At 61.1% G+C, this 12170-nt stretch carries 12 protein-coding genes and 1 pseudogene; 10 read left to right on the forward strand and 3 right to left on the reverse strand.

Annotation, left to right across the window (positions count from 1 at the left end; translation table 11 throughout):
• Positions 1–10: 10 nt before the first annotated feature.
• Positions 11–307 (reverse strand): annotated as a pseudogene (locus AC25BC_RS34675) (type II toxin-antitoxin system RelE/ParE family toxin).
• Entirely contained in the window at positions 307–588 is a 282-nt protein-coding gene (locus AC25BC_RS34680) for a type II toxin-antitoxin system Phd/YefM family antitoxin (RefSeq protein ID WP_128439015.1), read from the reverse strand. Before AC25BC_RS34680 ends, AC25BC_RS34675 begins: the two are co-directional and overlap by 1 nt.
• Before the next feature lie 221 nt (positions 589–809).
• Here AC25BC_RS34680 and AC25BC_RS34685 point away from each other — a divergent pair, with 221 nt between their 5' ends.
• The 10 genes from AC25BC_RS34685 (at position 810) to AC25BC_RS34730 (ending at position 11461) form a co-directional block, all read left to right on the forward strand.
• Complete coding sequence (locus AC25BC_RS34685; protein ID WP_128439014.1) at positions 810–1802, forward strand: LLM class flavin-dependent oxidoreductase; 993 nt, start codon at positions 810–812, stop codon at positions 1800–1802.
• 24 nt (positions 1803–1826) lie between these two features.
• On the forward strand, positions 1827–3176 hold the full coding sequence (locus tag AC25BC_RS34690; protein WP_128439013.1) for an LLM class flavin-dependent oxidoreductase: 1350 nt from the start codon (positions 1827–1829) through the stop codon (positions 3174–3176).
• Between the two features lie 17 nt (positions 3177–3193).
• Positions 3194–4393, forward strand: coding sequence for a M20 aminoacylase family protein (locus AC25BC_RS34695; protein WP_128439012.1), 1200 nt, complete (start codon positions 3194–3196; stop codon positions 4391–4393).
• Entirely contained in the window at positions 4390–4947 is a 558-nt protein-coding gene (locus AC25BC_RS34700) for a GNAT family N-acetyltransferase (protein ID WP_128439011.1), read from the forward strand. Before AC25BC_RS34695 ends, AC25BC_RS34700 begins: the two co-directional genes overlap by 4 nt.
• 37 nt (positions 4948–4984) lie before the next feature.
• Positions 4985–6760 carry an amino acid ABC transporter permease/ATP-binding protein gene (locus tag AC25BC_RS34705; protein ID WP_128439010.1) on the forward strand — a complete coding sequence of 592 codons (1776 nt, stop codon included), beginning with the start codon at positions 4985–4987 and terminating at the stop codon, positions 6758–6760.
• Positions 6761–6852: 92 nt separating this feature from the next.
• Positions 6853–7797, forward strand: a complete 945-nt coding sequence (locus tag AC25BC_RS34710) for an ABC transporter substrate-binding protein (protein WP_128439009.1) — start codon at positions 6853–6855, stop codon at positions 7795–7797.
• Between the two features lie 68 nt (positions 7798–7865).
• The gene (locus tag AC25BC_RS34715) at positions 7866–8801 is read left to right on the forward strand and encodes an ABC transporter substrate-binding protein (protein ID WP_128439008.1); all 936 of its coding nucleotides are present in this window, start codon (positions 7866–7868) and stop codon (positions 8799–8801) included.
• Positions 8802–8808: 7 nt separating this feature from the next.
• Complete coding sequence (locus AC25BC_RS34720) at positions 8809–9846, forward strand: LLM class flavin-dependent oxidoreductase (protein ID WP_128439007.1); 1038 nt, start codon at positions 8809–8811, stop codon at positions 9844–9846.
• A 55-nt stretch (positions 9847–9901) separates the two neighbouring features.
• Positions 9902–10498: a 2-hydroxychromene-2-carboxylate isomerase gene (locus AC25BC_RS34725; RefSeq protein WP_128439006.1), complete on the forward strand. Its 597-nt coding sequence runs from the start codon at positions 9902–9904 to the stop codon at positions 10496–10498.
• 48 nt (positions 10499–10546) lie between these two features.
• A complete protein-coding gene (locus AC25BC_RS34730; protein WP_128439005.1) occupies positions 10547–11461 on the forward strand; it encodes a fatty acid desaturase in 915 nt (304 codons plus the stop codon).
• Positions 11462–11753: 292 nt separating this feature from the next.
• Here the strand turns inward: AC25BC_RS34730 and AC25BC_RS34735 are convergent, their stop codons facing one another.
• Positions 11754–12131, reverse strand: coding sequence for a hypothetical protein (locus tag AC25BC_RS34735; RefSeq protein ID WP_128439004.1), 378 nt, complete (start codon positions 12129–12131; stop codon positions 11754–11756).
• Positions 12132–12170 lie beyond the last annotated feature (39 nt).

Genomic DNA, 12170 nt, shown 5'->3' on the forward strand with positions numbered 1-12170 from the left:
ATGCCGGACGTCAGCGGATGAGCCTGCGCTTAAGAAAGCTTTGCATCTCGCGCCGTCCGTCTACGACGCAGTAGCCGACGACATCGGTGCCCATAATGCGATAGATCATGCGCTACGGCTTATGGTGTAGTTCCCGATATTCGGAAATTCCGATCCCCGCCAACTTCCTTCGGAATATTTCCGCCGGCGCATGCGCTCTCGATTTCCGTCAGTGCCCTGGCGTCTCGGTGCCGTAGCTGGCGATGAAGCGATAGCGATCCTCGATCTCGCGTTCCGTGTCCTCGGCGAAAAGAACACGAGATGGCATCAGGGTTGGCTGTCAGCCAGACGATTTCGGATGCGCGCGAAGGATTCCGCAGCGGGGCGCAGTTTGCCCTCCTCGACCTGCCGGTTGGTCAGCGCCAGCACCTTCAGAAGCGCCAGCGTCTCCTGTGTTTCTTCGTATTGGCCGATATCCTGAAGGATGGCTTTCGCCTCTCCGTGAAGCGTAATGACGACCGGCTGCGGATTACCCTTCAGCTTTCGGATGACCTCCGGCGCATGCGCCTTGAGATAGATGACCGGCTTGACCTGTTCTGACAGCTTCATGCGGTTACTCCGTTTCGACCCAAATATAGACCATCAAGTGGCGATTGAAAGAAGCCTCACGCTGCCAGTGAGACAAAGTCCCGGCAGGCGATTTTCCCATCTTAGATGCGGCCGCTTTTTTTCACACATCGGGTTCGAAAGAGAATGCCATTTCTTATAATGAAGTTTGTCTACTGATTTTATAGACTAAACTTTGCAACCAAGGATCGGATCGTGGCGTCATGACCTATCTCCTCAGTCTTCTCGACAAAAGCCCGATCGAACAGGGTCTCACCGCGGCGGACGCGCTTCGGGCGACGGTCAAGATTGCCGCCCGGGCCGAGGAACTCGGTTATCACCGTTTCTGGGTCGCCGAGCATCATGCCATGTCCAATCTGGCGAGCTCGGCGCCGGAGGCGCTGATCGCCTATCTCCTTGCCAGGACATCGAGGATCCGCATCGGCTCCGGCGGCGTCATGCTGCAGCATTACAGCGCGTATAAGGTTGCCGAGACCTTCAATCTTCTGGCATCGCTTGCGCCCGGACGCGTCGATCTCGGTGTCGGCAAGGCGCCGGGCGGCTTTCCGCTCTCGACGCGCGCCCTGCAGCTTGCCGTCGATCCGGCCAGGAAGCCCGATTTCGCGAGCCAGCTCTCCGATCTCAACACATATCTCGCTGCCGACCCGAATTACGAGGGGGCGCAGGCAACGCCTTTCCCGCCGACTGCTCCCGAACGTTTCCTGCTCGGCGCCAGCGTCGAAAGCGCCGAGCTCGCTGCCGAGAAGGGTTGGGAACTCGTTTTCGCCGGTCACCTGAACGGCGATCCCGACAATTTGCGCAGAACCTTCGAGGCCTATGAGCGGGCATCCGGCGGCAAGCGCCCGATCCTGGCGCTCGCCGCCTTCGCCGCCGAAAGCGAGGACTATGCCCGCGAGCGCGTCGGCAAGCTGCGCATCGTCAAGGTGTTCCTGCCGAACGGCCAGACCGTCAATGTCGGCAGCGAGGAGCAGGCGGCCGAATTTGCCCGCCAGGCCGGCGTCACCGATTACCGCATCGAGGAAAAGGTGCCGAGCGTGCTGCATGGCACGGCGGAGCAGATCCGCAAGGAGCTGGACGAACTTCACCGCCGCTATGGGGTCAAGGAGTTCGTACTAGACACGCCGGCGCTTTCGGTCGCCGAGCGCCTGGCCTCCATCGAGCTGCTCGCCAAAGAGCGGCTTTCCCTCGTCGCCTGACCATTTCCAAGGAGGATTGATCCCATGGCTCAAAGACACGTCACGTTCGGCATCATGCTGCAGGGCCCCGGCGGTCACATGAATGCCTGGAAGCATCCAAGCGGGCCGGCCGATGCCAGCGTCAATTTCGATTTCTTCGTCAAGACGGCGCGCAAGGCGGAGGCGGCCGGCATCGCTTTTGCCTTCGTTGCCGACGGGCTCTACATCAACGAGCAGTCCATTCCGCATTTCCTCAACCGGTTCGAGCCGATCGCCATTCTCTCGGCGCTCGCCGCCTCGACCTCGAAAATCGGCCTCGTCGGCACGGTCTCGACCTCCTACAGCGATCCCTTCACCATCGCCCGCCAGTTCGCCTCGATCGATCTCATCAGCGGCGGCCGGGCAGGGTGGAATGCGGTGACCTCGCCGCTCGAGGGTTCCGGGCGCAACTACAGCCGCGAACATCCCGAACACGAACTGCGCTACGAGATCGCCGAGGACTATATCGATGCGATCAAGGGCCTGTGGGATTCCTGGGACGACGACGCCTTCGTCCGCAACCGCGAGACCGGCGTCTTTGTCGACAAGACGAAGATGCATCGCCTCAACCACAAGGGCCGCTTCTTCCGCGTCGAGGGGCCGCTCAATATCGGCCGCTCCAAGCAGGGCCAACCCGTCGTTTTCCAGGCAGGCGCCTCGGACTCGGGCATCAGGCTTGCCGGCAAGCATGCCGACGCGGTCTTCACCAATGGCGGGCCGTTCGAGGAGGCGCAGGCCTTCTACCGCCAGCTCAAGGACAGCGTTATTGCCCATGGCCGCAGTGCCGCGGAAGTCGGAATCTATCCCGGTATCGGACCGATCGTCGGAGCGACGCAGGAAGAGGCGGACGCCAAGTATCAGGCGATCCGCAACCTCGTCACCATCGAGGAGGCGCTGCTCTATCTCGGTCGCTTCTTCGATCATCATGATTTCAGCGTCTATCCGCTCGACGCGCCGTTCCCCGAGCTCGGCGATATCGGCAGGAACAATTTCCGCGCCACCACCGACCGCATCAAGAAGACGGCGCGGGAGAAGGACCTGACGCTCCGCCAGGTCGCGCTTGATTCCGCAACGCCGCGCACCGCCTTCATCGGCACGGCGGAACACATCGCCGACGAGATCATCCGTTGGGTGGATCATGGCGGCGCCGACGGCTTCATCCTCGGTTTCCCTGTCATCGCCGAGGGTTTCGACGACTTCTCCAGATACGTTCTGCCGATCCTCACGGAACGCGGCTATTTCGATCCGGTCCTGAAGGGCGAGACGCTGCGCGACCATCTCGGCTTGCCCTTCCGCGAAAGCCGCTATGCGGCGGGCGCGGACCAGGTCGAGCGCGGAAAGGCTGTTGGCGCCTGAGGCGCTGACGAACCGCAATGAACATCATCGCTCAGAACTCGCACAGCAACGATCCAGTCGAGAAAGGTATCGCCGCCTATCTCGACGAGATCATCGCGCTTCGCCACGACCTGCACCAATATCCGGAGCTCGCGTTTCAGGAGCTCAGAACCAGCAAGCTTGTGGCATCCCACCTTTCCTCCTGGGGCTATGAGGTGGCGACGGGCATTGCCGGAACCGGCATCGTCGCCACCCTCAAGCGCGGCGATGGCAAAAAGCGGATCGGCATCCGCGCCGACATGGACGCGCTGCCGATCGAGGAGGCGACCGGTCTTGCCTATGCCAGCAGCAATCCTGGTGTCATGCATGCCTGCGGCCATGACGGACATACGTCGATCCTGCTCGCCGCCGCCCGTTATCTCGCCGAAAGCGGCAATTTCAGCGGCACGCTGCAGCTGATCTTCCAGCCCGCCGAGGAAATCGGCGCTGGCGCCCGCAAGATGATCTCGGAAGGCCTGTTCGAACGTTTTCCTGTCGACGCGGTCTTCGGGCTCCACAACTGGCCGGGTGTTCCCGCGGGTCAATTCGGCTTCGTTAGCGGCCCCGCCATGGCTTCGGTCGATCAGGCGGTAATCAAGATCATCGGCAAGGGCGGCCATGGCGCCGAGCCGCACCGCGCCGTCGATCCGGTGCTTGCCTCGGCCTCCTTCATCACCGCCTTGCAGAGCGTCGTTTCTCGCAATGTCGACCCGCAGGACATGGCGGTCGCCACCGTCGGCTCGATCCATGCCGGCTCCGCCTCGAACGTCATCCCTGAGAGCGTCGAGATGAAGCTCACCATGCGGGCCTTCAGCGAGACGGTCCGCCAGCTGTTGCGAGAGCGCATTCCCGCCGTTGCCCGCGCCCAGGCCGAAAGCTTCGGCGCCGAGGCGGATGTGAACTACCGCCTCGGCTTTCCGGCGCTGGTCAATCACACAGCCGAGACGGCCTTTGCCCGCGACGTCGCCTATGACGCACTCGGCCCGGCGGCGGTCGAGAAGGATTTCCGGCCGAGAACCGCGAGCGAGGATTTTGCCTTCATGCTGCAGGCAAATCCCGGCAGCTACCTCTTCGTCGGGAATGGCGACAGCGCTCCTCTCCACAATGCCCACTACAATTTCAACGACGCGATCATTGCGCCCGCCGCCCGCTACTGGGTCCGGCTCGCCGAAACCTTCCTCACTGATGACAACGGGTGATGAACGATATGAGCGATACGTTTCTCTATACCAGCCCTCTCGACCCGCGCGCCAAGCCGCTGATCGATGAATTGATCCACGAATATGACAGCCGCTACGGCAACTATTTCAATGCCGAAGGGGCCGCAGCCGAGCTGAACCGCTATCCTCCCGAAGCCTTTGCGCCGCCTGACGGCAATTTTCTCCTGTTGATCCGTGGTGGCGAAACCATCGGCGGCGGCGCTTTCAAGAACTATGACGAACGCACGGCCGAGTTCAAACGCATCTGGACGCGCTCCGATCTGCGCCGTCAGGGCCTTGCCCGCAAGGTGCTGGTGGAATTGGAGGCCCAGGCCGCCCGCCAAGGTTATTCCCGCATCTACCTGACGACCGGCTTTCGCCAGCCCGAAGCCGTCGGCCTCTATCTGAACTACGGCTACACCGCTCTCTTCGACACCTCCGTTGATCCCGAGATCTACAAGAGCCTGCCCTTCGAGAAGGACATCACCCATCTCGCTGAGCCTGCTCACGAAGATGCCGAACCGCGCCTGCGGGTGGCCGGCGCAAATTTCTGAAAACGGCAAAGACCGACAATCATTAAAGGGAAGCACAATGGCGCTGACAACGGATTTCGCCGGCATCGACCCCGGCAGCAGGACGGCAGGATCGAAGGATTACTCCCGTTACCGCATCGTGCCGGCGCGTCATCCGGGCCGCCTGGCAGGCACGATCTTTGCCGCCGTCGTCATCATCGCCGTGCTCTATTCCATCTTCACCAATCCGCGCTGGGGCTGGGGCGTCTTTGCTGAATGGTTCTTTGCCGAACCAGTGCTCGTCGGTCTCGGCAGGACGCTGCTTTTGACCGTGCTTGCCGCCATATCCGGATCCATCCTCGGAACCGCTCTGGCGCTCGCCCGCGTTTCCAGGTCGCCGCTGCTCTCAGGTCTTTCCTGGGGCTATATCTGGTTGCTGCGCTCGATCCCGGTCATCGTGCTGCTGCTGATCCTGAACAATCTCGGCTACCTCTACGAGACGATCAAGATTGGCATTCCCTTCAGCGATACCGTCTTTCTCGACTATCCGACAGTGCAATTGCTGACGCCCTTTGCCGCCGCCTTCCTCGGCCTCACGCTCAACCAGTCTGCCTTCTTCGCCGAGATCGTGCGCGGCGGTATTCTCTCGGTGGATCATGGTCAGCTGGAGGCGGCCGCCGCACTCGGTCTGCCGCGCCGCCGCCAGGCCTTCCGCATCGTGCTGCCGCAGGCCATGCGCTCGATCCTTCCGACCGGCTTCAACGAACTCATCGGACTGGCGAAGAGCACCTCGATGGTCTACGTGCTGGCGCTGCCGGAGCTCTTCTATACGGTCCAGGTGATCTACCGCCGCAATCTCGAAGTCATTCCGTTGCTGATGGTCGCGACCGTCTGGTACCTGATCATCATGACGGTGCTGTCGATCGCTCAGCGCTATATCGAACGCTACTTTTCCAAAGGCGCCGTGCGCAACCCGACGCCGTTGCCCTTCCAGGCATTTTTCGAGCGTTTCCGCCGTCCGCTGCCTGTCCTCGAGACGGCGACCGACACCGTGCGCAAGATCGGTTTCCAGGATGCGGCGACGCTGCGGGCTGCAGGCGGCGCGGTGCGCATCCACGGTATCTCGAAGAGCTTCGGTTCGCTGAAAGTGCTCGATGACGTCGAACTCAGCCTTCCCGCCGGCAGCGTGACCGCCATCCTCGGTCCATCCGGCTCGGGCAAGTCGACGCTTCTGCGCGCCATCAACCATCTGGAGCGTGTCGATGAGGGCTTCATTTCGGTCGACGGCGATTTCGTCGGTTACAACAGGAAGGACGACACGCTCTACGAGCTCAAGGAGAAGGATATCCTCAAACGCCGCGCCGATATCGGCATGGTCTTCCAGAGCTTCAATCTCTTCCCGCATCTGACCGTGCTCGAAAACCTCATCGAGGCACCGATCCAGGTTCGCGGTGTCGGCCGCGAGGACGCCGTGCAATTGGCGCAGGAGCTGCTGGCACGCATTGGCCTCAGCGACAAGATCAACGCCTATCCGCGCCAGCTCTCCGGCGGCCAGCAGCAGCGTGTGGCGATCGCCCGCGCACTGGCGCTCCGCCCGAAGGTGCTGCTCTTCGACGAGCCGACATCGGCGCTCGATCCGGAGCTCGTCGGCGAAGTGCTCGACGTCATCAAGGAGCTTGCCCGCACCGGCACGACGCTCGTCATCGTCACCCACGAGGTGGGCTTTGCCCGCGAAGTTGCCGATACGGTCGTCTTCATGGACAGCGGCCGCATCCTGGAGGCCGGGCCGCCGGCCCGCATCTTCGCACAAGCGGAACATCCCCGCACCCGGGAATTCCTCGCCAAGGTTCTCTAGCGCGAAACAGCGCTGGCGAAACGCCGGGCCGCGACGGGCTGCTCCGGCCGAATAACAATAACCACAACCTAAAGATGAAATGGAGAAGGGGCATGACATTTAGAGATAGGGCAAGGCTTCTGATAGCGGGAGCCGTCACCATGGCCGCAATCGGTTTCGGTTCCGCGCAGGCGCAGCAGAAGTTCGATCTCAGCCCCGAGCAGCCGAACCGGCTGCGGGTTGAAAAGAACGAGAAACGCATTGCCGAAATCAAGGACTTCAAGTTCGTCGAAAACGGCGTCTTCACCGTCGGCATCAGCTCGAGCGGCAATCTGCCGCTGCATGATTATGCCTCCGATTCCAAAACCGTCATCGGTTATGACGTCGATCTGGCGCAGGCCATTGCCGACAGCCTGGGCCTGAAGCTCGAGTTGGTTTCGGTCGCCTGGGCCGATTGGCCGCTGGGGCTGACCTCCGGAAAGTTCGACGCGGTGATCTCTAACGTGACGGTCACGGAAGAACGCAAGGAGAAGTTCGATTTCTCGACCTACCGCAAGGATGAGCTTGGCTTCTACGTCAAGGCCGATAGCCCGATCGCGGCGATCAAGCAGCCGAAGGATATTGCCGGCCTGAAGGTGATTACCGATGCCGGCACCAACCAGGAGAAAATCCTGCTGGAATGGGATCGTGAGAACGTCGCCGCCGGCCTGAAGCCGATCGAGGTGCAATATTATGACGACGACGCGGTCAAGGATCTCGCCGTCCAGTCCGGCAGAGCGGACACCGTCTTCAGCGTGAACGCGACGCAGGCCTATTCGGCGGGGATAAACGGCAAGACCAAGCTCGTCGGCACCGTCAGCGGCGGTTGGCCGATCACGGCCGAAATTGCCGTCACCACACGCAAGGGCAGCGGCCTGGCAGCGCCCTTGACCGATGTCGTCAATGACCTGATCGCCAGCGGCGCCTATCGGAAGATCCTCGATACCTGGAACCTCGGTCCCGAAGCGATCGACAAGGCCCAGACCAACCCGCCCGGCCTGCCGAAGAGCGGTTCCTGATCGACCCCTATTGGGCCGGCGGCAATGCTGCCGGCCATTCCTGCCTGACAATTTGGAGATTGAAGACGATGATTGCCTTTCCGGCATTCCGGACCCTGCTGATCGCCGCCATGGCGTCGGCCCTTTCCTTCGGCGCAACCCATGCAGCCGAGGATTTCGACCTCAGCCCAGAGCAGCCGGGCCGGCTTCACGCCGCCAGGAACGATGCGGCGATTGCCGCAATCCCCAAGAATTTCAAGTTCGTCACACCAGGCAAGTTTACCATCGCGGTCAGCCCCGGCGGCCCGCCGCTTGCTACTTATGCCACCGACGCCAAGACTGTGGTCGGGGCAGATCCCGATTATGCCTATGCCATCGCCGATAGCCTCGGCCTGACGCTGGAGATCGTGCCGGTCGCTTGGATCGACTGGCCGCTCGGCCTCGCCTCGGGCAAGTATGATGCGGTCATCTCCAATGTCGGGGTCACCGAGCAGCGCAAGGAAAAGTTCGATTTCTCCACCTACCGCCAGGGCCTGCATGGTTTCTTCGTGAAATCCGACAGCCCGGTCACCTCGATCAAGGAGCCCAAGGATGCGGCAGGCCTCAGGATCATTGTCGGGGCCGGCACCAACCAGGAGCGCATCCTGGTTAAGTGGAGCGAGGAAGATGTTGCCGCGGGCCTGAAACCGATCGAGCTGCAATATTACGACGACGAGGCGGCAAGCCTTCTCGCACTGCGTTCCGGCCGGGCCGATGTCATCGTCCAGCCGCATGCACAGCTTGTCTTCATCGCCGCGCGCGACAAGAACATCAAGCGCGTCGGCACGCTGAGTGCCGGCTGGCCGGATCGCTCGGATGTCGCGATCACCACCCGCAAGGGAAGCGGACTGGCCGACGCGCTGACTGCCGCCACCAACGGCCTGATCAAGGATGGCACCTACGCAAAAATCCTCGACCACTGGCATCTTTCCGAGGAAGCCTTGCCGGCATCCGAGACCAACCCGCCCGGCCTGCCGAAGTATTGATCATCGGATGGCACGAGTGGGCAACATATCCATCAGCCACATCGGCTTCCTCACCCCCGGCAACTATCCCGACGCAGATCCGTTGTCGGGATTGGAGCAGACGCTTGAGCAGCTGCAATATGGCGAAGATCTGGGCTTCGACAGTGCCTGGGTCCGGCAGCGGCACCTGGAGCCTGGAATCTCTTCGGCCAGCGCCTTCCTGGCGGCGGCGACGCAGCGAACCAGCCGGATCGAGCTTGGAACCGCGGTCATCCCGATCGGTTACGAGAGCCCTTACCGGCTGGCCGAAGATCTTGCCACCGTCGATGTTCTGTCCCGCGGACGGCTGAATGTCGGCGTCAGCGCTGGCCGGCCGCTACACGCCGAGCTGATCGCCCCGCTCGTCTTCGACGGCGATTGGACGGGTTACGATTTCTCGCATGATCGCGTGCTGCGCTTTGCCGACAATCTGCGTGGCACTTATCTCGGCGACGAGCAGACCTTGATCAAGACGCCCTTCGGCCCGCAGCGGCCGCGGCTGCATCCTTATGCCAGGGGCCTGATCGACCGGATCTGGTATGGCGGCGGTTCGCAGCGCTCGGCCGAATGGGCCGGCCACAATGGCTTCAACCTGTTGACCGGCAATGTGATAACGGGCGAGGGGACCGATGATTTCTTCACCGCGCAATCGCGATTGATCGAAACCTATCGCGCCGCTGGCACGCAGCGCCGGGTCGCGCTGGGCCGCGTCATCGTGCCTTTCGATAGCGCCGATGCGGCGACGCGCCGCCGATATCGAGACTATGCCGATGGCCGCCATGAGCGAACCCTTTCACCGCAGGGCGAGCGGCGCACCTTGTTTGCCCGCGATGTCGTCGGCACATCGGACGAGATATTGGCGCGGCTTTTTGCCGATCCGATCCTACCCGAGGTCAGCGAGTTGAGGCTGGAGCTTCCTTACGAGTTCGAGCACGAGGAATATCACCAGATTCTCCACGACTTCGTGACGCTGATCGCACCGGAGCTCGGATGGAAAGCGCAATCCGAAATTCGATCCGCTTCCTGAAAATGCCGTCGATCATTCGACGCCGGAACAATCACCTCGCAGGGAACATGCATCAGTGACCAAATCAGTAGAATACTTCTTTTCGATCGGCTCACCCTGGTCCTACATCGGCTTCGACGCCTTCGCCGAACTTGCAGCGAAGAACGAGGTCGTCATCACGCCCTATCTGACGACGGTGGTCGAGGAAAACGGTGGTATCTTTTCGCGAAATCGCCCGGAGATCCGGCGCGCCTACTGGACGCGGGACCTCAAGCGCTGGGCGCGCTTGCGCGGCAAGGAACTGCGGCTCGAAAATCGCCCGGATTTGAGCGACCCGACGCCAGCGTCCCTCTTCGTGATTGCGGCCTACCTCGATGGACAGGACTGGATCGGCGTTGCCCGCGCCCTGCAACATGCCTTCTGGAGCGAGGCGAAGGATATCGGCAAGCCCGATGTGCGCGAGGCGATCGTGGCGTCAGCAGGTTTCGATGGCGCGGTGCTCCTCAGGCGACAAGCCGACGACGATGTCCAGAACAAGTGGTCGTCGGACCGCGCGCATGCCCGCGACAGCGGCGTCTTCGGCTTTCCCACCTATGTCTTTGATGGCGAGATCTATTGGGGACAGGACAATTTGCCCTTCCTCGAACGCCACCTTCACGGTGACAAGCCTTAGGCTCGAGCGAGCAATCCGATCGGATTGAGATGACGGGGAATCACAGGCATGCTCAACAGGACTTCACGGGCCTTTATTCCGTCGCGTTCAACAGAATGGCCAACCGTCATTCTCGCACTCGTCATCCATGGCGGATTTCTGGCGCTCACCTGGTGGTGGCAATCGTTGCCGCTGATCGTGGCCGTGATCGCCGGAGGCTGGTTGATTGCCTGGCACGGATCACTTCAGCACGAAGTCATTCACGGTCATCCGACGGGAAACCAAGGGATAAACGACGCGATCGGCTCGATACCACTGTCACTGTGGCTGCCTTATCCAATCTATAAGGAAAGCCATCTGGAGCATCATCGCGACGAATATCTGACCGATCCGATCGAAGATCCGGAATCTTCCTATTTTACCAAAGCCACCTGGGAGCAGCTCGGCGCCACCGGCAGGTTGCTGGCGCGGTGGAACACCACCCTGTTCGGCCGTTTGACCATCGGCCCTGCCGTGATGCTGTTGAGTTTCCTTGGACAGGAAGGGCAGCTGGTACGGGCGAACGAACCGGGACGACGGCGGATATGGGGTGTGCACGGCATCGGTGTCGCCGCCGTTCTTTTCTGGGCGACCGTCGTCGGCGGCATGCCGATTTTGCTGTATCTCGCTTTCGTCTACACGGGTGCTGCGATGACGCGGCTCAGATCCTATGCTGAGCACAGATATGCCGAAAACCATGAGGAACGCACCGCCATCGTCGAAAACAGCTATCTCTTCGGCTTGCTGTTTCTCTACAACAACCTGCACGTTCTCCATCATCGCCGGCCGGGCATTTCCTGGTATCGCCTTCCGACGGTGTATCGCAAAAACCGCGATACACTCGTCCGTTCAAATGGCGGGCTTGTCTATGATGGCTATTGGGACATCGCGCGGCGGTTTTTTCTGAAGCCGCACGACGATCCGACGCATCCTCATCATTCATAACAGGTACGGCGCCATCGTACCCGATGGTCACCGGGTTGGGCCGCCAGTGCCATCGCCACGTCTCAGCTTTGCGGGCGTGAGGCCACTTGCCTTTGCTGAGGTGCGTCGCGCGAAGCATCAGGCGCTGTCTGGCGAAGCGAGCGTCGCTCAGCCGAGCGATGATAGCGGACGGAATTCCGTTATCTTGGCAAGATTGCACAATCCCATCGAAACCGTTCCATTCTATTGGAGGAAAAGATATGGGAAGATTTTTTTACATTGTTTGCTGCAATTAGTTCTTTTATCTCCCGGTTCATTGAAACGCGAAACGCCGCTGTATTGATCGGAGAGACATAATGAACCCCGCCATGAACATGATGCCGATAATGAACAACATGATGCCTGCCATGATGAACCCGATGATGGGTGGAATGATGCCGATGATGGGCGGCATGCCCATGATGAACGGCGCGATGATGCCGATGATGGCCTCCATGCCGATGATGATGATGATGGGCTCCATGAAATGCACCATGACCGCCGAGGGCATGGTCTGCGAAATGAAGCCGATGGAAGGCATGGACAAGGACATGTTCATGGAATGCTGCAAGCGCATGATGTCCAGCGGCATGCCCATGATGATGAATTGCGGCGGCATGATGATGTGCTGCACGATGGCCGCCTGAGCCATCCGCCTCTCAAGGAAACGACCAGGAGCCTCCGGAAGACG

The sequence above is a fragment of the Rhizobium sp. WSM409 genome, assembly GCF_057653825.1.